The sequence below is a fragment of the Idiomarina sp. UBA4520 genome (genome assembly GCF_002388365.1).
In the GTDB taxonomy this organism is placed as follows: domain Bacteria; phylum Pseudomonadota; class Gammaproteobacteria; order Enterobacterales; family Alteromonadaceae; genus Idiomarina; species Idiomarina zobellii.
Genome location: NZ_DGMK01000014.1, coordinates 151,650 through 176,221, shown reverse-complemented (window position 1 = coordinate 176,221; position 24,572 = coordinate 151,650). Strand labels below are relative to the sequence as shown.

Here is a 24,572-nt window from a genome sequence, read left to right as displayed (position 1 = left end):
GCAAACATTAAACCTTTTAAGCTTTATGGGTATTCAATAACAAGGAGTTACCCATGAAGCTTAAAGCGTTGTCTTATGGTGTATTGTTGAGCTTGCTAAGCACTCCTGCTTTAGCGAATGATTTTTCCCTCAATGTTGGTGCCATCTCGGTAATGCCTGATGACAGCAGCTCAAACCTGAATGTCGTTGAAGGCGTAGCAGGGTTGCCGGCTAACAGCACGGGCGTTGGCGTTAATACCAATACGCAACTTGGTCTGACTCTAGACTATGCGATTGACAACAACTGGACAGTTGAACTGGTTGCAGCAACACCGTTCAGTCACGATATTACCGCCACAGGCGCATTAGCTGGTTTGAAAGTGGGTAAAACTAAGCATTTACCCCCAACACTACTAGCGCAGTATCACTTTGATTTGAACAGCGATACGTTTAAACCGTTTGTTGGTATTGGTGTGAATTACACCGCGTTTTTCGATGAGCAGGTCGACCCGCAGCTGCGTTCAACGTTGGGTAGCCTGGGTGTTGTTACCGACAGCGACTCGGTTGACTTAGCGCTTAAAAACAGCTGGGGTTACGCATTACAGGCGGGCGTGAACGTGGCCATTAATAACGACTGGGGTCTGCATTTTATGGTCAGCAAAATGGATATTGATACCACCGGTGACGTGCGTGTGAATGGCAACACCATTCAAAGCGTTGACGTTGATATCGACCCTTATGTTGCTATGGCAGGTGTGCGCTACAACTTCTAAAGTAACACTTAATGCGGCGAACGCTTTGCTAACTTACGTTGCAGCGTTCGCCGATGCATGCCTAAGTCTCTCGCTGTTTTAGAAATATTCCCGTCATTGTCGTGTAGCGCTCGCTGAATATGCTCCCATTCTATTTGGGATGGACTTAGCCGTTGTGTTTCTGACGCTTCTGTATCGACTTCTTCACCCCGTATTCGGCTTAATAACTCGGATGTCCCAACGGGCTTCGTTAGGTAATCAGTTGCGCCTCGCTTCATAGCTTCGACGGTGGTCGCTATGCTTGCGTACCCGGTAAGCACAATGAGGTGTTTGGGCTGAATATGCCGGGTAATAGGCTCAATAAGCGACAGCCCGTTATCATCCCCAAGCATCATGTCGAGCAATACGACATCGAACTCGCTGCCAGCCGCAAGCGCCTGAGACGCCGAATGAGCAACAGCGACGTCAATATCGTGCTGTTCCAGCCGGCGTTTTAAAATGCGACAAAAACCTTCGTCGTCGTCAATAATAAGGAGCTTTATTTCAGTCATTGTCCACTATGGGTAGTCGTACCTGAGTCATGGTGCCGTTGGCATTTGATTGCCAGCTAACTTTGCCGTTAAGACGCTCGATGGTGGCGTGACTAATGACCGCCGCGACACCCATGCCAGTATCACTTTTACTCAACGACATGCCAAGCTTTTCCTGATTCGAGGTGTGAATACCAGCGCCTTTGTCAAGAATTTGAATCACTAATTGCTGCTGGCCTTCTAACGTAGAGTCACCAAAGGTAATCTCTGTTTCTGCCTGCCCATTACGCATGCTAGCTTCTATGGCGTTCATAATTAAATTAGCTATTGCGGGGAAGAGCGTTCGGTCTGCTTTAACGGAGCAGTAACGTAACGACTCCGGTAACTCCCAGTGTAACTGAGCATCGGGTTTTACAACGCGCAATAACTGTTGCAGCTGCACCGACATTTCACCTGCAGTATAAAGGCGCTGGCGCTTGCTGCGAACATCATCGGCGGCTTCACGCCACTGGGTTAAGCTGAGTTCAACCTGCCGCAGGTATTCGCTAAAGTCTCGCTTAAGCTCAATATCCACATTGGTTTCCTGGAGCTCTTCATTTAATAAACGAAGAGACTGAACCGGCGTCGCGACGTCATGAGTAAGCTGCGCTGCAGCGGCGCCAATAGTAAGAAGCTGTTCGTCTCTAAGTTGCCTTTCCCGCATGGCTTGAAAAGCTTTTTCAGACTGCAGCCACTGCCGTTTCAGGTAGTACATCGATAGCGCAATAATCATAGCTGCAATGACAAAGCCAATGAGCATTCCCTGAGCATGCTGCAGCATTTCGGGGTGCATGGCATGAGGCAGCTCAATGGCTTTTGCTTGCAGTAAGGAAGGCAGCTCCAGCTGCGACACCTGACCGAGAATGCTAATACAAAGCGTGGCAACAGCCAGTGTCGTCGGTAGCAATAAAAATGCAATGACAATAAAAATCAGTAACAACGAGGTGAACGGGTTGCTAATGCCACCATTGTAGGCAACCCACAAATTCCCCAGAGCAATGTCGATAACGAGCGCAACAAAGACGGCCCAATGTTGTTTTGAAACGAGTTTATAGGTCAGTAAGGTAATCATTGTCAGCCTCAAAAGTTATAATTGGTCTGTAACCAGAAAGTGCGACCCGGTTCGTTTACTTTATCAATTTGCTCATACCCTGAAATGCTGGATGCTGAACGGCTCAAATGTTCAGCATAGGTTTTATCGAGTATATTATCGACGCCCAGACTTATCTGCCACTGTGGATCAACTTCCCAGTCAATATTTGCAGAAAGAACACCAAAACCCGCGCTTTTCTCTAAGTCGTAACCAATAACATTCCCTTGGTTCGGTGCAACACGGTCTTGCTCTTTAACCAAACGCCACAACACAGAGTAGGTGAACTCCCTAAGCCGGTAATCACTGGCCAACCGCAGCTCATCAGCCGGTTGTTGGGGCAGGTAGCTGTCGTCCGTTGTATTGGTACCACGAACAATGGCAATGGCGGCGGAGACCGACCAGGGATCGGTTATTTGGTAACGGGAGGTCAACTCACCACCCCAGCTGCGGGCGTCAATATTGCGCACCATTTCAGGTTGCATCATCATGCCTTTCTCCAGCAGGATAAAATCATCCACTTCGCTGAAAAATAACGAGCTTTCCAGGGTGAGTTTCTCGGCCTTCCAGTTCAGTCCGATATCCCACTGTTGGTTGGTTTCAGCGTCCGTATTAAACGCCGACTGAGAGCTTGGTGAGCGGCGGTTGTTTCCTATAACTTCCCAGTAGTCTGGGAAACGCTCGGCTTGCCCCCAGCCGGCATACCAGTAGCCGTTGTCGAACTTTCTTTCAACACGCACAAAGGCGCTGTGTAAGTTGTCGCTGCGAGTTTCATTGGCGGTTGGGTTGGGCTGTGCCGGGGAGCCCATGACCATTAACATGTCGCGCTTGTCAGTTATTGACCAATGATCGAGCCTGAAACCTGTCACTACCTTCCAAACAGCGTCAATGGCGTAGTCGTACTCTGCATAAAAGGCGTCCTGGCTGAATTCGGCATCGTCGATGCGAGGCAGGTTTTGATAAGGCATGTTCAGCTGATTGCGGCTAATGCGGTCGCGATGCTCCGATTCGTGATGTTCAACGCCGGCTTTTAGCCCACTACTGGCCGTTAGTGACCATTCAGACGTTACTTTTGTGCCACGTGAATGACGGTCGGGATTACGGGCGGTGGGGTTAGGCATCATCATGGACGGAGTGAAGTCACGTAATGAGTAGTTATCCATAACGTGGTCTATAGAGTTAAAGTAAGTATTTACTGACACTTCTTCTAAATGGCTGCCCTTGGGTTGCCAGTTGTAACCAAGAGACATGCTCTCTCGCTTAAATAACACGCCGTCCATGCTGCGGTCTGCGTAAGCTGCCTCGCCGTCGCTGGCGCCAAACTTAAGCATAAGGCGCTGGTTATCTGAAGGAGTCCAGGCAAGGTCAACGTCACCACTCCAACGTTCATACTGGCTGTTAATTTCACGGTCAGAGCCATCCTGGTAATCATCGGCAGTGGCGGCGGTTGCGTTTAAGCGCACAAACCCCGCCGCAGAGCCCCACGTCATATCAGCCGAACCGTTAACACGTCCGGAACTGGCGGTGGTCGCGTTGAGAAGCCCCGAGAACTCGTGGTCATCAAACCGGGTGATGTCTCTTTCAAAATGAATAGAAGCGGCAGAGCCTGAGTAAAGAACGGTCTGCGGGCCTTTAATCACAGTCACGCTGTCGTAGCTCTGAGGTGTAATGTAGGCTGTTGGCGGATCCATGCGGCTGCTACAGCCTCCTAACAACATTTGGTCATCGGTCACGATAGCCAGGCGCCCAGCGCCCATACCTCTGAACAAAGGGTCTGACGACGCGCCGCCTTTACGGGTTGAACTGAACCCCGCCAGGCTTTTCAAAAAGTCTCCCGCGTCATGAGCGGGTAGTGGCTGCCGCGGCTTTTTGGTGTCAACAACCCATTCACTGGGGGCCTGCATAGACTCGCCAATAATGACAATGCGTTCATCGACAGTGGTTTGCTGAGCCAAAACGGCGGACGGTATTGCTAATGCTAAAACTAACGGGGTAAATGACTTCATACGACACAATCTCTAGCAAGATAATGTCGCTATTATCATGAAATTTAAGGCAAAGCGGGATGCGACAAAAGGTAGCATCCCCAAAGGAATATCACTAAAGAGACGGACAGAATTTGGTTTTCAGCAACTTCATGAAGGCTTCGGTATCCGGATCTTTAATTGAATAGAAAACCGTTTGAGATTCTTTGCGAATGGTCACCAATTCTTGTTCCCGAAGTACCGCTAAGTGCTGTGAAAAAGCAGACGCACTTAAATCAAAATGTTGGTGTAATTCACCAACACTTTGTTCTCCTAATGCCAGGCGGCATAAGATTTGTAAACGATGGGGGTTGCCCAGCGAGCGCAGAAAGCTTGCCGCGTTCTGCGCTTCTTCCTGAAGCATCTCTTGTGATTCAGTTGCACTCATGGTGTCTTTATTTTCCTGCTTTTTCTAACTCGCGTTCAGTTTTAAGTCCGAATGCTTTTTTCATAAACATGCTGGCTGGACAAAACCCGGTAAAGGACTGTTGGAATAAGTTAGCACCAACAAACACAGTTAGCCACATCCAATTCGGGTGAACCCAGTAGGTTAAGGCCACGGATAACAATACCATAAAGCCGGCAAATGCGGTTAAAGCTCTTTCTACGCTCATCGTAAAACTCCTTCAGTTTCTCGCATTAAAAGGCGTATCTCATACGCAGATACGCATTGTTATTCTCTGTAAACTGACCGAAAAAGGTATTCGGAGTCTCGCGGAAGAACAGGTTAAAACCACCGCTGAATGACCAGTTGTCGTCAATGCGGTAGTCAAATGTGGGGCGCAAGTAGCCGTCGTTTTGATTCGGCGACACAAAAGCAAACAGTGATAGATTCAGGTCATCACGCTCGTCGCGCCAAGTTAAGCGGGTGGTGAGTACTGTACGTGTTTGGGTGTCGCCTTTCTCAATGTAGGCTTGAAAGCCGCCGGTAAATCGTGTCCACAGCTCTTGCTCATAGCCAACCAGTGCACGCCAGTGGTCTGCTGCGTTGTGACGGTTGTAATTGGCCACCTCGGTGTTAACCAGGCCTGGGCCAAAGGTCATTCGCACTGACGCCCCAACCACAGTTAAACGGCCAAAGGTAGGCTGAAAGTTTTCAGTAACGGCTTCGGGGCTTTTGGTGAAGCCGTCGTAACCATAAACAGCGTATTCCACACCATCGTAATTACGGAACAGGCGCACTGCGTACTCGTCGCGCGTAGGCTCTATAAACTGAATAGATGGGTCATCACCGGTTAATTGCCCGGTGAGTGGGTTAAAATAGGAGAGGCGCTCACCGCGAATGTAGTTATCGTGATCAAACTCCGGTGACCAGACAAAGTCGATATTAAACCAGTCGAAATAGCTGGTAATTCGCAATGCATCAGAAGGTGCTTTTAAGTACTCCTGGTCACGCCCGACAAAGAAGGACTGCCAGTCTTTCGGGAACAGGTCGTTCAGAAATAGGTAGTCGCCGGTGCCCCAGGTGAGTACCTGACGGCCAACTTTTATATCGGTATTATCGAAAACCGTGAACTGGGCATTCAGCTCGCGAATTTGGCCATGCCAGGTTTCATCGAAACCGTCGTACCAGCCGTCGGCTTTTGCTGTCCAGGTAATGTCCTGCCAGCGCTCGTCAAAACCGAGCTGAAGTCGAGGTTCGGCAATAGACAAACGCTTGTGATAGGGGGAGGATTCAAACCGTCCGCCTATTGCCGCCTCAACGAAACCATAGACATTAATACTCTGGTCTTGTTCCGTTCCCCAGTCACTGTCCCATTGCTCATCGCCCCAGGAGTCTTGCGCTGACGCGGCCTGAGCCAAAGTGAAAAGAACGGTAAAGAGGGAAAAAGCACGATATGTCATGACTAATCTCTCAGTTGCAGCCATTCTGCCGGCGGGTTACGCAGGCTACGCTCGCTGAAAATGCTGTCAGGCAAACCGATGTTGTACTTCATAAAGCGAAACTGCATTTCAGTTTGTCCGCCATTAGTTAAGTCAGACATGCGTGAATGAGTTACGGTTGGGTAGCCCTGTACCGTTTCCACTTTCAGGACTTCCATTTTTCGGTAGGCCTCGCCGCTGTCGTTATAGAAAGTGCTTTCTATCGGCAGCATGTGCTCTTTATCAATAACGACTTCGTAGTAGCTGAACTCGACGTTGTCAGGGTGTTTCGGCGTACCTTTTAGTACGTAACTGTCTTCATTTTCAGAAATAAGCTCGTAGTTATCCAGCGCTGTATTGCGGCCGGAAACGTCTTCATAAAAAAAGTGTGACCCCACAAAAGAGGTGCGCTTATCGCCAGCGGATATACGTTTTACTAAATCGAGATCAGGTAAATACAACCAACGGTCATCGTCGTCGTTGACTTGTTTGACCACACGGAACACCGTGTCGCGCACGTCGGCAGGGCGTGAGAAAAATATCATCATGTCTTGTACGCCGCCGTCCTGCTGGTCTTTACGCAAAATGGTGAATTGGCGCATTTGTTGGCGGCCCTGATTATCGGTAATGATCATGCGCGCGGCACTGCGACCGTCATCGCCCGAGTAATAGGCGTTTAACTCGGCTTGTTCGACAATGTCACGAGCGCTTTTTTCAGCGCTAATAGCCTGGCTACTAACAAATAAAACGGCGGTGGATAACGCGGTTAAAAATAAAGCTTTCATGATTGACCTCCACGGAATATCAGGCGGCTAAAGGCAGTCATTACCGCCGGGAGCATAATAAGTGTCACTATGGCGGATATCGCCATAATGCTGGCCAGGAATACACCCACTGTAATGTAGGGCACTAACGGTGCGAACAGCAGTGGCGTAAAACCAATGGCAATGACAATGGCATTGTGGGAAATGGCACGCGCGGGCTCGTCAAACATAACCGCCAGCGTGTCTTGCCAGTTACCGGTTTGCTTGAAGGTAGCGCGGGTGCGTTCAATGAAGTGAATGGCAAAGTCCACCGACAGCCCAAGTGTCAGCGACGACAACACCGCAATAGGCATGTCGTAGTCTTTACCGACCCAGCCAATAAGGCCATAAATAAAGGCAATGGTTAGACTTAGTGGTAGCATAGCCAACACACCGAAGACCACCGAGCGGAACAGCAGTACCATCATAATAAACACCACCACAAAGGCGCTGATTAAGCTGTCCAGCATGCCTTCGACCATGGCTTCCTGCCACACCACGTTCAGGTAAGCTTTACCAGCCCAGTCTATTTCAATGTTGGCGGGCAATGGATTGTCCTGAATGTAGTTATCGACAGCGTTGACGACTTTAGTTACGTGCTGGTTGTCACCACTGGTCAGCTGCAGCCACATTAAGCTGCGTTTGTAGTCCGGTGTAACAAAGTGCCAGAGGTCCTGCGGACGGTGCGATGACTGGTATTGCAACAGGGTTTGCGCAACACCGTTGGCATTGTCCGGCAGCTCGTAGTCTTTCTCTTCGCCCGAGCGTAACTCGCGGTTCACCGTCTTAACCACGTCGGACAGACTGTTTGACTTGCCCACCAAGCCTGTCGTTTGCAGGTAAGCTTGCATCTCGCTCATGTAAGCCAGTAACTCGGGGCTTTGGAACGCCTTGCTGGCGGTATTCAGTTGCTCGAGCTCAGTCATTAAGCGCTCTAACGGCTCTAATTGGTCAGAGCCGACGCTGAAGAGCAAGTCATCAATAGCGATAATCCACTGGTTAAAGTTCACTTGCTCTTGCTCAAGCAGAGCGCTTAAAGTATCGCGCGACTCTTCAGACAGCGCGTCGTTATTCAGGGCGTCACGAACCGCTGAGCGAGCTTTTTCGGTCGCATCTAGGGTATTTTCAAATACTACATACGCGTTGTACGTCCCGGCAAAGTGGTCGTTTAATACTTCGTCAGCAATACGAACCTCGTGGTCAGGTTTAAACCAACGCACCGGGTTGTCGTTAATGTTTATTTGCTGAATACCGAACCAGGCAAAAGCCAAAACCGCCAGGAAAAAGGCTATCCACAGCTTCGCATGACGAGCTGCAACAGCGCCGAGTCTTTGTAACCAACCATCTTTGTGCTCCTCGTGAGTAACTTGAGCAAAGCTTTCCAGCGTTGATGGTTTCAGTGCACACAAATAGGCAGGCACGAAAATAACGGTAATTAAGAACGCCAAAAGAATACCGGAACCAACGAAAGCGCCAAATATTTGTACCGGCGGAATCGGCGTTAGCATTAACGAGTAAAAGCCAATGGCCGATGTAACTGAGGTAAACAGCATGGGGGTAAATAAGTGCCCCAACACATCTTTAATCGTGTCTTTCGCGTTCCCTTTTTCACGGTAGCGGTCAGAGAACTCAGACATAATATGTACCGAGTCAACCACCGCAATCGGCATTAGGAAAATGGCTATCATCGACGACATAATGTGTACGGTAAAGCCAAACGCAATGAGCGCGCCCATGGTGATGAGTACGGTCGACATCGCGACTATCATGGCGGCACTTATGAAGCGGACATTGCGGAAAAAGACCCAAAGCAATGCGAAAATAACAGCGGCTGCTAATGGCGCCGAAATGCCCATTTGCACAAACATTTCAAAGCCGAACTGGTCTTCAGCCACCGGTAAGCCGGTAATGTGCCAGTCGTCGACGCTCTCTAAGGTACTTATTTTGTCACGCAGTTGCTCCGCCAGCGCATAGCTCTCGTCTTTACTTTCAATAGGCACATAAATAGCGGCGGCTTTGTTATCGCCGGAGACAATGGTGTTATAAAGCAGTGGCAGGTCTTCAACTTGCTGCTGAATGTAGCGAGCTTCAGCGTTATTTTCCGGAGGTTGCTTCATCATCCATTCAAAGCGAATGGTGCCGGGGCCTTCCTGAGTAATATTGTCAACGTTAGCCAGCGACATCAGGTCGTCACTAACAACTCCGTCCAAAGACTCAGCGTAATTCGACACGGTATGCAGGTCGGTTAATGTCTGTTGATTATAAACGCTGTTCTCATTCACTACGCCAACGACAATCATGTCATGCATAGCAAAGGTTTCTTTGACCTCGTTATGGAAAACACGCTGCGTGTTGTCGTCCGGCAGCATGTTCTCAGGATCGGTATCAATGGTAATTGAGGGGATAAAAGCAGCAACGCCAAGCGTGATCAGCGTCAATAACCAAAACACGCTTCTGCGGTACCCTGTCGCCAATTTCATAATGACATCGATCATATTATTTCCGTATTTACTAATTTAGATAAATACGAAATATAGTCGATCTTTTTCATTTTGTCATCTATTTTGGTTAAAAAACTATCAGAGTAATTGCTATGACAACACCTCATATTGCTGCACAGTCAGGCGCTTTTGCCGAACTTTGTCTCTTCCCGGGCGATCCGTTACGCGCCAAGCACATTGCCGGGACACACTTAAGTGATGCGGTACTCATTAGTGATACCCGCAATATGCTGGCGTTTACCGGCAGCTATCGCGGTGTTCCGGTTTCGGTGATGGGCTCCGGTATGGGCATGCCTTCTTGTATGTTATACGCGCAGGAGTTGTTTCAACATTACGGTGTGCAGCAGCTGATTCGGGTGGGCAGCTGTGGCTCGGTAGCACCACAGTTAACGCTTGGTGACATTGTCGTGGCTCAGGGCGCTTGTACTGACTCTGCTATGAATCGCCATACCTTTGGTGACTACGACTTTGCACCTATTGCTGACTACAACCTCCTTAGTCGCTTTGTTAACCAATGCGAAGCAAACCATCAGCGCATTGCCGTGGGTAATGTGTTCTCTACCGACAGTTTTTATCACCCGGATAAAAAACTGAACCAAAAAGCCGAAGCAATGGGGGCCTTAGCTTTAGATATGGAAGCGGCAGCCTTATATGCCGCTGCTGCGGTTCATAAGCGTCAGGCGTTGGCTGTAATGACCGTGTCCGACGAGCTGCAAACCGGGCGAGGTCTGTCAGCGCTGGAACGTCAAACCGCTTTTAACGACATGACCGAAATGGTCTTAGAAAGTACGGTTATTTATTAAACTGACGTACTTTTTTGACCGAGATCAACTAACCGTTACCTATTAAGTTATAACCCTATATTTCATGTGACTAATGCCGATGATTAGGCACAATAGCGAGTTTGTCGCTCAATATATTCACATGAAGTGGAGTGGTTATGAAGTGGTTGGATAGGCTAACGCGACCGATTCAAAAGTTGTTTAATGTGCTGAGCTTTCGCCAAAAGTTCAGCCTTATTGGGTTTCTGTTATTTTTACCGGTTATTGTACTAAGCGCACTGACCGTAAGTGACTCCCTTAATAAAAGCGATGCGCTGGAAGAAAAGCAGCAAGTGGCGATGTACTGGCCTGAGTTTAAAGGCTTGTTCGAACATGTCGCCAAGCACCGGGGTATGACTGGAACGGCAGAGCAGCGCCGTGCTTTTTCGACAGAAATACAGCGTTCTGCACAGCACGTTGATAAACATTTAAACACGTTAGCGGATTTAGCCAGCCGCTATGAAAGCCTATCTGAAAGCCGAGTTAGTGCGTTTAAACGCAGCTGGCAGCAGTTGAAAGGATCTACCGGTAAGTTTGACTCACATTCGCAGCTTATTGCACAGCTGCACCAAGCGTTAAAACAACTCAGCACTGACGCCAAACTGTTATTGGAAGACGACTTGGTCAGTCTGCAACTGGCGCGTTTAAGCACCGAGTCATTACCGCAGCTGGTTGAGCTAAGCGGACAGTTACGAGGCCTGGGAGCCCAGTGGTTGAACACTTCTGGTACTGCCTCGCAGCAGCAGGTCATGACCTTAAGCTACGTCCTTGCAAGTGAAGTGGAACAATTCGTTCAGGCGGTTGAAGCGCTTACCGACAATAGTAACGACGAGACCTTAATGAGTCATGCTAAGGCGGCTGAGCAGCAGTTATCAATGTTCAGTGACTCTGCCGCCGAGCTCTTAGCGCAGCGCACCATGCCGGCTGACGACTTTTTCCGTGAAGGGTCGGCAGCCATAGGCACCTTGCTGGGTTTTTACGATGCCGTTATTCCGGTGTATAAGCAACGCCTTGACGCACGCCTGGCGAAACTGGACAGCGTTATCTGGAAAAATATTATTCTGCTGGCGCTTGTGTTGCTGCTGCAATTGTTGCTGTTTACGAGTTTGTATTTAGGCATTTACCGGGCCATAGCGGCTAACATCAACATGGCCAAACAATTAGCCAACGGTGATTTGAACAGCCTGGGCGTTGCCGAGGGTAAAGATGAGCTGTCTAAAATTACCGACTATCTGAATTCCGTTGCCATAGAAACCAGCTACTCGGTTGATGCTATTCGTAAGTCCAGCGACGGTATGGATCACCTGGGTGACGGCAACTACCAGGCGATAAAAGCCCTAGCGGAGCGAGCGAAAGAACAGGCGGCGCAAATGCAAAGCGCGGCGGCAGCGGTAGAGCAAATGACTGCCGCCATTAGCGAAGTGTCCGAGTCGACACAACGAGCTGCCACCGAGGCCGACAATACCATGACCTCTGCGCAAAACGGTCAGCAGGTGGTCAATACTATGGTCGAGGCTATTCAGCGGCTTGAGCAGGAAGTGTCTGAGTCTCAACAGGTCATAAAAACCTTATCGGAAGACAGCCAGGCCATTTCGAAAATTCTTCTGACTATTAACGATATTGCCGACCAGACCAACTTGTTAGCACTGAACGCAGCTATTGAGGCGGCGCGTGCCGGCGAGTCGGGCAGAGGCTTTGCAGTGGTTGCTGATGAAGTTCGCCAACTGGCGCAGCGCGTGCAGGCATCGACGGGTGAAATTCAGAGCGTTATTGGGCGTTTGGAAAGTAACACCGAGAACGCCGTTCATACCATGGAGCGGAACAAAGCGCTGGCTGGCGAGAACGTTGAGCACGCGAATAAAGCGTCGATGTCACTGACCGACATTGTCGAAAACGTGGGTGTGATTAACGATCTGAATACGCAAATTGCTTCTGCGGCCGAAGAGCAGTCCGCCGTCACCATGAACATTCAGGAAAACGTTAACTCGCTGTCAGAAAGCGCGAAAGTGATAGATGAGCGCTCTCAGGAGGCGTTGGAAAGCTCCGCGCAATTAACCACCCTGGGCGGCGAAATTAAGTCGCTGGGTGACCGTTACTACATTGAAAATGCAGTTATTGAAAAACGTCTGCAAGAGCAGGATGTGCTCATCGAATGGTCGTCTAAGCTCGACGTGGGCATTGAAGAAATTAACCGTCAGCATCAGCGCCTAATTTATATTGCTAACGAGCTGTATCGACTGAAGTTGCGTGACGGCGACCAACACGCCCTGCAACGCTTGGTGGACTCGTTAATCAACTACACGGCCACGCACTTTAATTACGAAGAGCTGCTCATGGAGCGAAACGGCTATCCGGATTTAGAAAACCACAAAGTGAAGCACAAGGAGCTGGTGCAAGATGTTATGCGCTTTAAACACCGCGTCGATAACCATGAAGACGTGATTGATGAGCTGTTGGACTTTGTGAAAGCGTGGCTAATGAACCATATTATGAAAAGCGATATGGCGTACAAAAGCCACTTAAACGGCAAAGGCATTCACTAACTTTTATAGGAACTTACAGCCCCAGGCTAATTACTGGGGATGCGTTTTTAAAATGCAGGGATGTCGGTTTGAGCCCGACCGAGAATTAATGCGTGAATGTCGTGGGTACCTTCGTAGGTATTTACAGCCTCTAAGTTCATGACATGACGAATAACATGATACTCGTCGGCAATACCGTTACCGCCGTGCATATCGCGAGACTGGCGAGCAATATCCAGTGCTTTACCACAGCTGTTGCGCTTAATCAGTGAAATGGCAGTTGGGTTTAAGGTGCCGTTATCGAGCTCACGGCCGGCTTGCAGACAGCCCAATAGACCTAAGCTAATTTCCGTTTGCATGTCCGCCAGTTTTTTCTGTATTAACTGGTTTGCTGCCAGTGGGCGGCCAAATTGACTGCGTTCTAACGTGTATTGACGTGCAGCGTGCCAGCAGAACTCCGCGGCACCCAGCGAACCCCAGGCAATGCCGTAACGCGCTTTGTTGAGACAGCTAAACGGACCTTTCAAGCCTTTCACTTCCGGGAAAATATGGTCTTCAGAGACTTCAACACCATCCATAACAATTTCGCCGGTGATAGACGCACGTAATGAGAATTTTCCGTCAATTTTAGGAGCGCTCAGACCTTTCATGCCTTTTTCCAGCACAAAACCGCGAATGTCTCCGTCCAGCTTTGCCCACACCACAAATACGTCTGCGATAGGCGAGTTGGTTATCCACATTTTCGAGCCGGACAGCACATAACCGTTGTCAGTGCGCTTCGCGACCGTACGCATACTGGCAGGGTCAGAGCCCGAGTCAGGCTCGGTCAGACCAAAGCAGCCGACCCATTCGCCGCTGGCTAGCTTCGGCAAATACTTTTTACGTTGTGCTTCAGTACCAAAGGTATAAATAGGGTGCATGACTAGGGAAGACTGCACACTCATGGCACTGCGGTAGCCGCTGTCAACGCGCTCAATTTCGCGGGCAATAAGGCCGTAGCTAACGTGGTTTACACCGCTGCCGCCGTATTCTTCCGGTAACGTCGAGCCCAAAAGACCCATCTCACCCAGCTCGCTCATTATGTCGCGATCAAAATTTTCGTTTCGGTTGGCTTCCAGTACACGCGGCATTAGCTTTTCTTGCGCGTACTGATGCGCACTTTCCTGAATCATTTTCTCTTCATCAATGAGTGCGTTTTGCCAGTTGAGTGGATCGGACCAGTTAAACCCAGCGGATGACATGTAACCTCCTGCTTAGCGCTTAAGCGACGCGACGCTCCAATGCGCTTAAATCATTAATTGTTAAAATGGACTGTTTGGTTTGAATGAGCTCTTGCTCTTTCAATGCAGTAAATATACGGCTGACCGTTTCAACTGCCAAACCCAGATAGTTGGCAATGTCGGTACGTGTCATGGGCAGTCGGAATTCACTGCGAGACAGACCATGTTGCTGCATGTGCGTGCTTATTGAAAGTAAAAACGACACCACTTTTTGCTCGGCGCTGGTGTTCACAATGTTTAAGTAATGCTTGCTGTTATTACCCAGGCGCCGGCTCATTAGGCGCATTAGGTTACCTTCCACTTTAGGCAACTCTTGTGCAAACAGCTTGCCCAGCTTAATTTCGCAAAGCATGGAGGTTTCCAGTGTTTCGCAATAAGTGCTGGCGTTGCCATTGGCAAGAGACTCAAGCCCGACAATGTCGCCCACCATGTGGAAGCTGGTAATTTGCTGCTTGCCATTGCTGTCTATGGTGTAGCACTTCACCGAGCCGCTCTTTATCGCAAAAACGGAGTTCAGCGCTTCGCCTTCGCTAAACACCACACTGCGTTTATTGTATAAGTGCGGCTCGCGGCTGCTTTTATCGAGAATTTCGACATCGCTGGGAATAAGCCCCGCAGGTACACAAATAGATTGCATGCTGCATTGATTACATTGAATTGGAGTACGCATAGTCATCTCATCGACTGTATTATTGACCTGGCTCACTATACAAAACCCTCCAATTGATTTATGTACCTCTAAAGAGAGGGGGGACGTACCCCTTTGCTTATAAAATATCGACTGCCTCTACCGGGCAAACCGCATAACAGTTAGGCGTGTCGTAATACCCCTCGCATTCAACACACTTGTACTGATTTATTTCGTAAATGTCGTCGCCCATCGCAATGGCTTCTGTAGGGCATTCGGGCTCACACATATCGCAGTTAATGCAACCGTCGTTTATTTTGATCATGCCGCCTTCCTCGCAAGGTTTTCTTTGACCAAGAAACAGTAGGGGATGTCTTTTTCATCAATGGTGACTGGGGTGTTTAACACCACGGTATAACCAGAACCGGGCGCGCGAATCATGGCTTCGTCTCGTGTTGAGGTCATATCCGCCAGTTGAAAGCGATGATTACCGTTCGGTGTCATCAACAGAAGTTCGTCGCCAATGGCAAAACCATTTTTTACGGACACTTGGTAACGACCGTCACCGTGCGCATCACAAAGCTGACCAACTAATAAGTGTTGCCCTTCGCTATGTGAGCGTTCGTAGTTTTGTAAGTCGTGCGGTGTATGGCGTTGCAAAAAACCAGCGGTAAAACCGCGATTGGCCATACCTTCTAAGTCGTTCAGCAACGTTGGGTCAAAGGGCTTACCGGCAACCGCATCATCAATGGCTTGACGGTATACCTGGGCGGTGCGGGCAATGTAATAGTCGGACTTAGTTCGACCTTCGATTTTCAGCGAATGCACACCCATTTGCACCAAATCATTAACGTATTCAACGGCGCGCAAGTCCTTTGAATTCATGATGTAAGAGCCGTGTTGGTCTTCATCAAGCAACATTAAGTCCTGCGGACGTTTCGGATCACCAAGTAGCACCGGGTCGTACTGCCCGACGGCATTTTCTTTGGCTTCGTGCACTTCATAGCCCCAGCGACAGGCATTGGTGCAGGCGCCTTGGTTCGGGTCGCGCTTATTCATGTAGCCCGATAGCAGACAGCGGCCGGAATACGCCATACAAAGAGCGCCGTGTACGAACACTTCGACTTCAATGTCGGGCACCTGCTGGCGCATTTCGGCAATTTCTTTTAAACCCAGTTCGCGTGACAGAATGACCCGCTCAATGCCTTGCTTTTGCCAGAACTTCAGCGCCGCCCAGTTAATGGTGTTGGCCTGAACGGACAAGTGCAGCGGCTGCTCGGGGAAGTGCTCCTGCAGCAACATCACCACACCGGGGTCCGATACAATTAACGCATCGGGCTGCATGTCGACAATAGTGCGCATGTGTTCGACAAAGCGCGTTAATTTTGTATTGTGCGGAGCAATGTTTACGACCACATAGAAACGCTTACCCCGTTCGTGGGCTTCTTCAATGCAGTCGCCTAAATTGTCCAGCGTGAAAGAGTTGTTTCGCACACGCAGGCTGTAGCGTGGCTCGCCGGCATAAACGGCATCCGCACCATAGGCAAAGGCCATACGCATAGCTTCGGGGCTACCGGCAGGGCAAAGCAGTTCAGGGCGGAAATTAGCGGCTGACGCAGACATAAAACACCTGTATGACCAAATTGGCGGCAAAGGTTAGCAAATTTCACGGGCGCTCAATTTGATATGAATCAAAATCTATGGCTGGGGGAATCAGGGTATTACTTTTTCTTATTGGTCTTGTTGGTTAACCATCCAAACTGCTGCTTCGACACGAGAGCGCAGCCCGAGTTTTTTCAGTAAGTGCTTAACGTGTACCTTCACTGTACCGTCTGAAATATCCAACTCCCGAGCTATCATCTTGTTGCTCATGCCTTGAGCAATCAGGCTTAAAATTTCGTATTCGCGATTAGTCAACGAGCTTAGCGGCGAGTTTACTGATTTTGGCTGTCGTAAAGCGGTGGCTAAAATTTCAGTAATGGCCTCGCTTAGTACCATCTTCCCCGTTACCGCTCGGTGTATTTGTTCAAGTAAGAGCTCTGGCTCCATATCTTTTAACAGGTAGCCGTCGGCGCCATTTGTTATAGCCGCTACTACATCATCGTCCGCGTCGCTAACCGTCAGTATAATAATACGAGAACTAACGCCTTTGTCACGTAGCCTTTTGAGCGTTTGAATACCATCCATACCTTGCATGTTTAAATCGAGAACAATCAAGTCAGGGTCATATTCTTCGGCGAGCTTCAATGCATCGAGGCCACTGCTTGCCTCAGCGACAACTTTCATGTCGTCTTCCATCGCAATCAGTTGTTTAAGGCCCTTCCGTAACAGTGGGTGGTCGTCCACCAGCATGATACTCGCGGCTTCGGTTGTCATTATTTTCTCCCTAAATAACAAACTGTTGCTAGTTTGGCATAGGTCGCGTGAAAATTCACTGCAAACAATTCTAATTGTCTATTTTGGTCATCTTTGGAGCAGGGTATATTAGTCTTTTGAACTTATTTTTCGAGATGTCCCCTGAGTATAAGCGAGAGCATTGGAAGACTTATCTGAAAGCTCCCAAATAGTACAAGACTTTCTTTTACTATGGTAAGACAGCTGGCACTATCACTGTTCAGTACTCGCATTTTCTAAAGGTTCGCCTTCTTCATCTTGCAGCTGATTATCGTACGCTGCCTGGAGACCTGTCTCTTCTTCAGGAACTTCACCCTCATGTTCATTATGGCCGGGGTAGAAAGGCGATATAAGGGCAATAAAAACGCCCACTGCCGCAAAAATAGAAAAGCTTTCGGCGTAGCCAAATTCACCAACTAATAAGCCAATAATGGGGGACCCTGCTGCCTGACCGAGAGCACAGGCCACAAAGGGCAACACTGGTCCCATTGAAAGGCGTCCGGGTAATAAACGAATGCCTGTCATTAAGTACAACCCGGTTAGGCTCATGTAAGCCAAGCCGAAAATCAATGCTGAAAACACAGCAAGATAGATCTGGCTTGGGCTGGCGGCTAATAGAGTTAAACTGGTTGTCAGCATCATTAGCATTAACGCGTGGGTTATCGCCGGGTTATTTCTGTCGGCTAAGTCACTGACAATAGCACCACCCAAACAGGCAATACCTAGGGCCAACCATAACCAACCACTTTGCTGAGACGACAGAGAGCCCAAATTGGTGACTAAGTCCGGCCCAAACGTCCAATAAGCTGAGGCTATAAAGCCCATGGCGAAGGCAAATAAGGACAACTTTAATAAACGCCACCATTGTCGAGCTTAACTGACTCACTAAAGCCAGACCGAAAACACCAAACAAAGCAGATAGCACTGTCGTGTTACGCGCACCAAAATACTTGGTGACTAACGGAGCCACTAAACTGATAAAAACGAAACTGATAAGGGGGAGTGCGGCGATAACACCAATTGTGTTAGCGCTAATTTCTAGGTCAGCACGTATTTGCGGGACAAACAAACCAAAGGCGAAACGAGCCAGCCCAAAGCTTATGGCAATAAGTGTGGCGCCTGTCAGCGCAAAACGGATGCCTGAAACTTGTCCCATAAATGCGTTTTAAACTAATGACTTGTACCATCAGTCTAGGACGCATTTTGGGGTTACGAAAGCCTCTTCATTTGCATCAAATATTACGGTGTAATTTGAACTCATTCGTAACCCAGCCTCAACTCTTGATCAAGTTGAGACAGCTCATCAAGGCTTTTAAGGCGCTCTTCTCGCAGCTTATCCTGATACGCACGAATATCAGTGAATTTAACCTTTCGTCGATTACCGACTCGATGATACGGAATTGCTTGCTCATCGAGAAGCTTTATCAAGGTGGGTCGAGATATATTGAGTAAGTCAGCAGCTTCTTGGGTTGTCAGCTCCATGTGAATAGGCATTAGCTTGACGGCATTCCCTTCACCTAACTCAGTTAACACATCGACCATTAACCGTAATGCCGATACCGGAATTTCGATTTGCTTAGCTTCGCCGCTGGACGAATTGATGGTCAGCGACTGAGCTGAACCTTTTGTTTCCAAGACAGCTGCCAATTCTTGTCCGCATAGCTTGGCAAGCGCCGAATCTGATTCTGTTGGCAAGTTATGTTGATAGTCTTTCATGGCAGTACCCTCTTTTTAATTATCTTTATTATTCGCAATATTCGAAAATAAAGCAAGGTGTTTAATTTGGAACCGTGTCATTTTTTAGTGCTTGAGAGGTTTTAGCAAAATAAAATGCTCTACCGTCGCTAATGCCATCGCTTGGTTTATCGACATAAGTCTCAACAAAGCGAGTCCACTCGCTGTTTGAAAGAGCAAAGTCGCTCAACGCTTGTAACTTGCCTTTTACTGGTAAGGGGTTCAGTGGTTGTTTCCAAAATGGAAATAACCACTTCTGGCTTTAGTTCGCCACTCTCAAAAATATTCTTTAAATGCTTGGGTATAGCGGGAACGCTAACCCAAAAACTACCGCCATTCGATCTTGCGTTAGCCAGATGGTTTCACCGCTCAGCAGTGCGTACAAGTTTTGCACACGCTGAACCTCGCCCGAGTTTGCCGTCATTAGCTTGGTAAATCTCAATACTGTTTGTCATTGGAAAACCTTATCTGACATTATTCCCCGCAACTTACATTCTCCATCGATAAGCGATAAACCTTATGAGACCCATCAGTGGTACCTTTCGAGATCAAAGCTACGCTGTTGTCGCCTCGCTTTATATCAAAAACTTTAAGCCAACGTGTTTTTCCTACCTTGATTAATTCGTATCGGTTAAAGGGGAGTGGGCATTTTAAATACACGTGGTGATAAGCCGTCCCCATAGCACCGGGGTCAGCGGTGTATACGTAAAATGAATCTTGACCCGCGCTCTGTTCATAGTGGATGTAATCCTTCGGAGCCATTATTCCAAAGAATAAATTCCCCAATAGGAGCGTAGGAATTTGAACCCATGAAAGTAAATAAAAAACACTGAAGAATGTGATTTTTAATACTTTTGAATGGAAAGCCTCAGCAATTATAGAGCGATTTTTAACCAGCAAATAAAGGCCAGCAACGACGCTCAATAATTTAACTAAGCGAACGATATCGCCGAGTGTATCCATTGCTCTGGGCGATTCGTAATGTAACCCCCAAAGAGTGCCTTCTCCTAAAGTTTCTAGTAGAGGGATGAGAATGCATAATAAAGCGACAACAATGTAACGGTTCCTTTTTAGCACGATAAATTCCTTTTTAATTACCTTGCGAGAGAAAGCTGGAACTCATTTGGACTTTTGTAAAGTACAGTGGTTCCGTCACTTGGTTGGTGATTTTAAAGCAGCCCTTTACTGCAACAAATAATCCGGGGTAAAGGTAAAGAACACTTCGGTGCCACCTTCTTCCAATCGATTCAGACGAATGTCGCCGCCCAGGTTGCGGCTGCGCTCTTGCATAATTGCCAGGCCGTAGTGGTTAATTTTCTCGGCATTTTCAGGCAGGCCAATGCCGTTGTCGCGAATGCTTAGCTCAACGTCTTGTCCGCTTGGTTGCGACAGGGTAATGCTGACTTCGCTGCCTTCGCTGTGGTTTATGGCGTTTTGGCTGGCTTCACGAATAATCTGTAGCAGGTGAATTTCTTCGTGCGGTGCTAGTGGAATATTGTTTAAGCGATAATCCAAGTTAATGGCCATGTCGCTTTGTTCTGAGAACTGTTTCACTGTGGTTTGCAGCGCGTTGTATAGGCCAGAGCCGTCGACTTTCAGGCGGAAGGTAGTCAGCAGTTCACGCAACTGGCGGTAGGCTGCGTTCAGGCCTTCACGCAGTTCGTTGCTTACGTCGTCTATGGTGTCACGGTCGTCTTTATCGATGGCTTTGTGCAGCCGTGTTACCTGAATTTTTAAGTACGACAATGCCTGCGCTAGCGAGTCATGGAGCTCACGCGCAATAACGGTACGTTCGTGCATCAGTGCCAGACGGCGCACTTGCTCTTCTTCTGACTTGAGACTTTGCGACAAGGCCAGTTGGTCGGCGGTTGAGCTCATAAGCTGTTGCTGCCAAGTCGCCAGTGGTTCTGTTGGGTCACAGCGTACTATTAATACGCCGTAGTTTTGATCTTCCCGTTTTAACACAAAGCGATAGACCATTTTGTCCTCAATAACCGACGCGCCCGGGCCGGCTTTTATACAGGTAGCGCAGTCGCCAGCTTCACAGGGCTCATGAGAATTTGGGCGTGGCTGCAATTGCAAGAACGGGCGGTTACCTTCTTCGGTCAGCAGACACAGCTCAATGTCTTCAACTTCGCCCACTTCGTAAAGCCTTTCAACAACTTCCTGATAATTGCTGTAATCGTAACCGTATTCGATGATAGAGCGGGCGGTGTCATACAAGAACGACAATACTTTGTTTTTACGAGAAAGTTCTTCGGTCTGCTGTTTGACACGGCGTTCCAGACCGCCGTAAAAGTAGCTGGCGGTGTCTGACATTTCATTCAGCGTTTGTGCCAGCTGACCAATTTCATCGTTATTATTAAGCTTAGATTTGGCGGTAAAGTCACCGCGACCTAACTGCTTAGAAACAGACATTAAGTGCGTGAGCGGCTCATCAATTTTGCGCTTCAGTACGGTTAATAGAAAAAAGACCACCAGGGCAATAACAAGCGACGCCAGCACTAAAGCAATGCGCACAGTGAGTATTCTTTGTTCTGTCTGAGCCTGCAGAACCTTTATAAGCTCGTTTAGGTCGTCGACGTATGAGTCAATTCGTTGTAGGTCGCTACTAGATAGTTGAGTAAAACCTCTGTTTTGAACTTCCTCAACAATGCTTTGCCATTCCCGATTTATACGAGCTGCGTAATTCTTAATCTCTGCATCGGCCTCTAATGTAAGAGATCTCAGAGCGGGACTCCCCCAAAGCCGTTGAATCTTTTCTGCGGTCGCTTGAGCTTGTTCTTTTTGGTTACTTATAAACTCGGTGGTGAACTTATGGGTGTTAGTGCGTATGGCGGTAGTAGTATTAATAAGCTTGGTATCTTTCGCTGAACTTTCTAGCAGACAGAAAGCAGATAAAGAGGATGCGCTGGCGGCAACCACAATAATCGCAAGAGATATTCGAAAGACATTGATAATTGACGCATTGCTCAGCATAAATAACCAGCGTTCTGTTACTAACAGTTCAATGATATAGCAACAGTGGGTCTTGAAACAATAATTGGTAAATTTGGTTCGCTTATCTTAGCTGAGGGTTAGCAGTAGCTGATTTTGAGCGTTGAGCCTTAGAATAAGAAGCGGACATTAAAGGTTTTGATTTTGTCAGTACCGGGTCGCCGCTGTTACAGTAGGGCTCAGTACTACTGGATTTTTAATGTATTTAAAGGCACCCTTCGTGGGTGCTTTTTTATTGGTAGTAATCGTTTTTGATTTAAGGAGTCACCATGGAAGCCAGCTTTTGGCATGAACGATGGGAAAATCAGCAAATTGGCTTTCACCGCCCGGAAGCTCACGAGATGCTGCGGCGCTATTTTAAGAAAGTCGCCAGGCCGGGTGCGACGGTATTTGTGCCGCTGTGCGGTAAATCAAACGATATGCTGTGGTTATTAGACAACGGTTACCGGGTGTTCGGTATAGAGCTGAGCGATATTGCGGTACAGCAGTTTTTCAGTGACAACGAGTTAACGCCGACAGTGACGCAAAAAGGTAAGTTTAAGGAGTACGCACTGGATGAACTGGTCATTTGGGTGGGAGACTTTTTTGAGCTAACCGGAGCCGACATGACTGACGTTGACGCTTGGTATGACCGCGCTGCCATGGTGGCGTTACCGCCGGAAATGCGTACCCGCTATGTGAAGCAGTTAAGCGAGCAGTTGCCTGAACGCGCTCAGGGGCTATTGATAACGTTGCAGTATCCTGCCGGTTATCGGGAAGGACCACCGTTTTCTGTCAGTGAAGGCGAAGTGGAATCCGGTTTTGGTCAGCGTTTTAGCATTGAGCAGTTAGAGGCCGACGAAGGTATCGTCAATGGCGAGAAGCCCGAAGATAACCCGGTGACAGAGCAAGTTTACCAACTCACGTAATAGCCAGTGACATAAGGTAGGTAACTTGACATATCTACCTACAAAGAGAAAATTTAACTTCCACTTTTTTAATGCTGTAAAAAAGTGGTTTTGTGGTATTCTCCGTTCGCATTTCAAGTTCAGACTGGCATGATCAAACACTTTTTAACCATTAACCGACAAGGAGAGTTGGTGCAAGTTATGTAGTCCGGCATAGCTTGCGCTCAATAAGCGCCATGACAAAATTACTGCTTACCGTCATTTCCCTGTTATTTTCGGTATCAGTACTGGCAGCAGAGCCCTCTGCTGACCGTATCGATTTAACCTCCTCCACCGTTGGCTACGCCGCCCTGATTATTTTCGCTCTCGCATACATTCTGGTAATGGGCGAAGAAAAACTTCACATGAGAAAATCCAAGCCGGTGCTGGTCGCCGCCGGTCTTATCTGGATTCTCATTGGTGTTGTTTATACAGGCGAGCATGCTGCTTTAGCCGAGTCGGCGTTTCGCCATAACCTGCTGGAATTCGCTGAGCTGATGCTCTTCTTGCTAGTGGCGATGACTTATATCAATGCGATGGAAGAGCGGCGCCTATTCGACGCCTTGCGTGCCTGGCTTTTGAAAAAAGGCTTCAGCTACCGCAAATTGTTTTGGATAACGGGCATTTTAGCCTTCTTTATTTCGCCCGTTGCCGACAACCTGACAACCGCATTATTGATGTGTGCCGTGGTTATGAAAGTGGCGCAAGACGACAAAAAATTCGTCGCTTTATGTTGTGTCAGTATTGTCATTGCCGCCAACGCAGGTGGCGCGTTCAGTCCCTTTGGTGACATTACCACGCTTATGGTTTGGCAAGCCGGACAGGTTACTTTTACCGAGTTCTTGAGGCTGTTCCTGCCGTCAGTGGCTAACTACTTAATACCAGCGCTTGTGATGAGTTTCTTTATTGAAAACAAGAAACCCAGCACACTGCATACAGAAGTTGAGTTGAAGCGTGGCGCACTGCGTATTACTTCATTATTTTTACTGACCGTAGCAACCGCCGTTATCTGCCATATTTGGCTGCATTTGCCACCGGTATTGGGCATGATGATGGGTCTGGGCTACTTACAGTTCTTCGGCTACTTCCTGCGTATGACCTTACCAGGCTCACTAGCGCGTAAACGTGCTATGGCGGAGCGAGAAGGCGACCAAAAGCGCCTGGAGCAACTAGGTGGGGTAGTACCTTTTGACGTATTCAGTCGTGTCTCTCGAGCCGAGTGGGATACCTTGCTGTTCTTCTACGGCATTGTGCTTTGCGTTGGCGGTTTAGGTTTTATGGGCTACTTAAGCTTGTTGTCTGAATCATTATATGGCGGAATGAGCGCCACCCTGGCAAACAGTATTTTGGGGGTAGTGTCAGCGGTTATCGATAATATTCCTGTTATGTTCGCTGTGCTTTCTATGGAACCCGACATGTCACACGGGCAGTGGCTGCTCATTACTCTAACTGCAGGTACCGGTGGTAGCTTGCTCTCCATTGGTTCCGCCGCCGGTGTTGCCTTAATGGGTCAGGCGCGCGGCTACTACACCTTTGCCTCACACCTAAAATGGACACCCGTTATTGCACTAGGCTACATAGCCAGTATATTGCTGCACTTGTGGCTGAACGAAGCAACCTTCAATATTTAGGAGGGGAAAAAGCGTCGACGGGTTGGGTATCTGTTATCAGAGAGTGTGTGGCGCCAAG

At 48.4% G+C, this 24,572-nt stretch carries 22 protein-coding genes and 1 pseudogene; 5 read left to right on the top strand and 18 right to left on the bottom strand.

All coding sequences use genetic code 11. The features are described 5' to 3' along the window. Positions 1 to 53 precede the first annotated feature (53 nt). On the top strand, positions 54 to 752 hold the full coding sequence (locus B3850_RS06655; protein ID WP_286875007.1) for an OmpW/AlkL family protein: 699 nt from the start codon (positions 54 to 56) through the stop codon (positions 750 to 752). Between the two features lie 8 nt (positions 753 to 760). On the opposite strand, the gene B3850_RS06650 is transcribed toward B3850_RS06655, so the two are convergent. From B3850_RS06650 to B3850_RS06615, 8 genes are all read right to left on the bottom strand, one after another. Next, positions 761 to 1,282 (bottom strand): response regulator transcription factor, encoded by a 522-nt coding sequence (locus B3850_RS06650; RefSeq protein WP_273268334.1) that lies wholly within the window; start codon positions 1,280 to 1,282, stop codon positions 761 to 763. Further along, positions 1,275 to 2,372: a sensor histidine kinase gene (locus B3850_RS06645; protein ID WP_286875009.1), complete on the bottom strand. Its 1,098-nt coding sequence runs from the start codon at positions 2,370 to 2,372 to the stop codon at positions 1,275 to 1,277. The genes B3850_RS06650 and B3850_RS06645 overlap by 8 nt, the downstream gene beginning before the upstream one ends. An 8-nt stretch (positions 2,373 to 2,380) precedes the next feature. Further along, positions 2,381 to 4,396 carry a TonB-dependent copper receptor gene (locus tag B3850_RS06640; RefSeq protein WP_286875011.1) on the bottom strand — a complete coding sequence of 672 codons (2,016 nt, stop codon included), beginning with the start codon at positions 4,394 to 4,396 and terminating at the stop codon, positions 2,381 to 2,383. A 94-nt stretch (positions 4,397 to 4,490) separates the two neighbouring features. Beyond that, a complete protein-coding gene (locus B3850_RS06635; RefSeq protein WP_053954280.1) occupies positions 4,491 to 4,802 on the bottom strand; it encodes an ArsR/SmtB family transcription factor in 312 nt (103 codons plus the stop codon). 7 nt (positions 4,803 to 4,809) lie between these two features. Beyond that, the gene (locus tag B3850_RS06630; RefSeq protein WP_053954281.1) at positions 4,810 to 5,028 is read right to left on the bottom strand and encodes a YgaP family membrane protein; all 219 of its coding nucleotides are present in this window, start codon (positions 5,026 to 5,028) and stop codon (positions 4,810 to 4,812) included. A 25-nt stretch (positions 5,029 to 5,053) separates the two neighbouring features. Next, the gene (locus tag B3850_RS06625) at positions 5,054 to 6,259 is read right to left on the bottom strand and encodes a hypothetical protein (RefSeq protein ID WP_053954282.1); all 1,206 of its coding nucleotides are present in this window, start codon (positions 6,257 to 6,259) and stop codon (positions 5,054 to 5,056) included. 2 nt (positions 6,260 to 6,261) lie between these two features. Continuing rightward, a complete protein-coding gene (locus B3850_RS06620; RefSeq protein ID WP_053954283.1) occupies positions 6,262 to 7,062 on the bottom strand; it encodes an outer membrane lipoprotein-sorting protein in 801 nt (266 codons plus the stop codon). Beyond that, positions 7,059 to 9,575, bottom strand: a complete 2,517-nt coding sequence (locus B3850_RS06615; RefSeq protein WP_286875018.1) for an efflux RND transporter permease subunit — start codon at positions 9,573 to 9,575, stop codon at positions 7,059 to 7,061. The genes B3850_RS06620 and B3850_RS06615 overlap by 4 nt, the downstream gene beginning before the upstream one ends. Before the next feature lie 98 nt (positions 9,576 to 9,673). Between B3850_RS06615 and deoD the strand changes: the two genes are divergently transcribed. Further along, on the top strand, positions 9,674 to 10,384 hold the full coding sequence (gene deoD / locus B3850_RS06610) for a purine-nucleoside phosphorylase (protein WP_286875020.1): 711 nt from the start codon (positions 9,674 to 9,676) through the stop codon (positions 10,382 to 10,384). A 137-nt stretch (positions 10,385 to 10,521) separates the two neighbouring features. Further along, positions 10,522 to 12,945 (top strand): bacteriohemerythrin, encoded by a 2,424-nt coding sequence (locus B3850_RS06605; RefSeq protein WP_286875022.1) that lies wholly within the window; start codon positions 10,522 to 10,524, stop codon positions 12,943 to 12,945. Between the two features lie 47 nt (positions 12,946 to 12,992). On the opposite strand, the gene B3850_RS06600 is transcribed toward B3850_RS06605, so the two are convergent. The 10 genes and pseudogenes from B3850_RS06600 to B3850_RS06560 form a co-directional block, all read right to left on the bottom strand. Next, positions 12,993 to 14,165 (bottom strand): acyl-CoA dehydrogenase, encoded by a 1,173-nt coding sequence (locus B3850_RS06600; RefSeq protein WP_286911555.1) that lies wholly within the window; start codon positions 14,163 to 14,165, stop codon positions 12,993 to 12,995. Between the two features lie 19 nt (positions 14,166 to 14,184). Then, on the bottom strand, positions 14,185 to 14,874 hold the full coding sequence (locus tag B3850_RS06595) for a helix-turn-helix domain-containing protein (RefSeq protein ID WP_286875562.1): 690 nt from the start codon (positions 14,872 to 14,874) through the stop codon (positions 14,185 to 14,187). Between the two features lie 106 nt (positions 14,875 to 14,980). Next, a pseudogene (locus B3850_RS06590) lies at positions 14,981 to 15,157 on the bottom strand (4Fe-4S dicluster domain-containing protein); the annotation flags it as partial. Then, positions 15,154 to 16,455, bottom strand: coding sequence for a peptidase U32 family protein (locus tag B3850_RS06585; RefSeq protein ID WP_286875565.1), 1,302 nt, complete (start codon positions 16,453 to 16,455; stop codon positions 15,154 to 15,156). The pseudogene B3850_RS06590 and the gene B3850_RS06585, both read right to left, overlap by 4 nt. 108 nt (positions 16,456 to 16,563) lie before the next feature. Continuing rightward, complete coding sequence (gene narL, locus B3850_RS06580) at positions 16,564 to 17,208, bottom strand: two-component system response regulator NarL (RefSeq protein ID WP_053954291.1); 645 nt, start codon at positions 17,206 to 17,208, stop codon at positions 16,564 to 16,566. A 231-nt stretch (positions 17,209 to 17,439) separates the two neighbouring features. Then, the gene (locus tag B3850_RS06575; RefSeq protein ID WP_414654223.1) at positions 17,440 to 17,958 is read right to left on the bottom strand and encodes a hypothetical protein; all 519 of its coding nucleotides are present in this window, start codon (positions 17,956 to 17,958) and stop codon (positions 17,440 to 17,442) included. After that, positions 17,915 to 18,382, bottom strand: coding sequence for a hypothetical protein (locus tag B3850_RS11975; protein ID WP_414654222.1), 468 nt, complete (start codon positions 18,380 to 18,382; stop codon positions 17,915 to 17,917). Before B3850_RS11975 ends, B3850_RS06575 begins: the two co-directional genes overlap by 44 nt. Positions 18,383 to 18,483: 101 nt before the next feature. Next, positions 18,484 to 18,942 (bottom strand): helix-turn-helix domain-containing protein, encoded by a 459-nt coding sequence (locus B3850_RS06570; RefSeq protein WP_286875567.1) that lies wholly within the window; start codon positions 18,940 to 18,942, stop codon positions 18,484 to 18,486. 492 nt (positions 18,943 to 19,434) lie between these two features. Then, positions 19,435 to 20,037, bottom strand: coding sequence for a hypothetical protein (locus B3850_RS06565; RefSeq protein ID WP_053954293.1), 603 nt, complete (start codon positions 20,035 to 20,037; stop codon positions 19,435 to 19,437). Positions 20,038 to 20,142: 105 nt separating this feature from the next. Then, complete coding sequence (locus tag B3850_RS06560; protein ID WP_286875569.1) at positions 20,143 to 21,939, bottom strand: ATP-binding protein; 1,797 nt, start codon at positions 21,937 to 21,939, stop codon at positions 20,143 to 20,145. Between the two features lie 287 nt (positions 21,940 to 22,226). Between B3850_RS06560 and tmpT the strand changes: the two genes are divergently transcribed. Both tmpT and nhaD read left to right on the top strand, forming a co-directional pair. Then, positions 22,227 to 22,865, top strand: a complete 639-nt coding sequence (gene tmpT, locus B3850_RS06555) for a thiopurine S-methyltransferase (RefSeq protein ID WP_286875571.1) — start codon at positions 22,227 to 22,229, stop codon at positions 22,863 to 22,865. Between the two features lie 215 nt (positions 22,866 to 23,080). Beyond that, complete coding sequence (gene nhaD, locus B3850_RS06550; protein ID WP_058576676.1) at positions 23,081 to 24,514, top strand: sodium:proton antiporter NhaD; 1,434 nt, start codon at positions 23,081 to 23,083, stop codon at positions 24,512 to 24,514. The last annotated feature ends 58 nt before the right edge of the window (positions 24,515 to 24,572 follow it).

Excerpts from the sequence above, each read along its gene's own strand:
- B3850_RS06655 (WP_286875007.1), top strand. The coding sequence starts at position 54 with ATGAAGCTTAAAGCGTTGTCTTATGGTGTATTGTTGAGCTTGCTAAGC.
- B3850_RS06650 (WP_273268334.1), bottom strand. The coding sequence starts at position 1,282 with ATGACTGAAATAAAGCTCCTTATTATTGACGACGACGAAGGTTTTTGT.
- B3850_RS06645 (WP_286875009.1), bottom strand. The coding sequence starts at position 2,372 with ATGATTACCTTACTGACCTATAAACTCGTTTCAAAACAACATTGGGCC.
- B3850_RS06640 (WP_286875011.1), bottom strand. The coding sequence starts at position 4,396 with ATGAAGTCATTTACCCCGTTAGTTTTAGCATTAGCAATACCGTCCGCC.
- B3850_RS06635 (WP_053954280.1), bottom strand. The coding sequence starts at position 4,802 with ATGAGTGCAACTGAATCACAAGAGATGCTTCAGGAAGAAGCGCAGAAC.
- B3850_RS06630 (WP_053954281.1), bottom strand. The coding sequence starts at position 5,028 with ATGAGCGTAGAAAGAGCTTTAACCGCATTTGCCGGCTTTATGGTATTG.
- B3850_RS06625 (WP_053954282.1), bottom strand. The coding sequence starts at position 6,259 with ATGACATATCGTGCTTTTTCCCTCTTTACCGTTCTTTTCACTTTGGCT.
- B3850_RS06620 (WP_053954283.1), bottom strand. The coding sequence starts at position 7,062 with ATGAAAGCTTTATTTTTAACCGCGTTATCCACCGCCGTTTTATTTGTT.
- B3850_RS06615 (WP_286875018.1), bottom strand. The coding sequence starts at position 9,575 with ATGATCGATGTCATTATGAAATTGGCGACAGGGTACCGCAGAAGCGTG.
- deoD (WP_286875020.1), top strand. The coding sequence starts at position 9,674 with ATGACAACACCTCATATTGCTGCACAGTCAGGCGCTTTTGCCGAACTT.
- B3850_RS06605 (WP_286875022.1), top strand. The coding sequence starts at position 10,522 with ATGAAGTGGTTGGATAGGCTAACGCGACCGATTCAAAAGTTGTTTAAT.
- B3850_RS06600 (WP_286911555.1), bottom strand. The coding sequence starts at position 14,165 with ATGTCATCCGCTGGGTTTAACTGGTCCGATCCACTCAACTGGCAAAAC.
- B3850_RS06595 (WP_286875562.1), bottom strand. The coding sequence starts at position 14,874 with ATGCGTACTCCAATTCAATGTAATCAATGCAGCATGCAATCTATTTGT.
- B3850_RS06585 (WP_286875565.1), bottom strand. The coding sequence starts at position 16,455 with ATGTCTGCGTCAGCCGCTAATTTCCGCCCTGAACTGCTTTGCCCTGCC.
- narL (WP_053954291.1), bottom strand. The coding sequence starts at position 17,208 with ATGACAACCGAAGCCGCGAGTATCATGCTGGTGGACGACCACCCACTG.
- B3850_RS11975 (WP_414654222.1), bottom strand. The coding sequence starts at position 18,382 with ATGGGACAAGTTTCAGGCATCCGTTTTGCGCTGACAGGCGCCACACTT.
- B3850_RS06570 (WP_286875567.1), bottom strand. The coding sequence starts at position 18,942 with ATGAAAGACTATCAACATAACTTGCCAACAGAATCAGATTCGGCGCTT.
- B3850_RS06560 (WP_286875569.1), bottom strand. The coding sequence starts at position 21,939 with ATGCTGAGCAATGCGTCAATTATCAATGTCTTTCGAATATCTCTTGCG.
- tmpT (WP_286875571.1), top strand. The coding sequence starts at position 22,227 with ATGGAAGCCAGCTTTTGGCATGAACGATGGGAAAATCAGCAAATTGGC.
- nhaD (WP_058576676.1), top strand. The coding sequence starts at position 23,081 with ATGACAAAATTACTGCTTACCGTCATTTCCCTGTTATTTTCGGTATCA.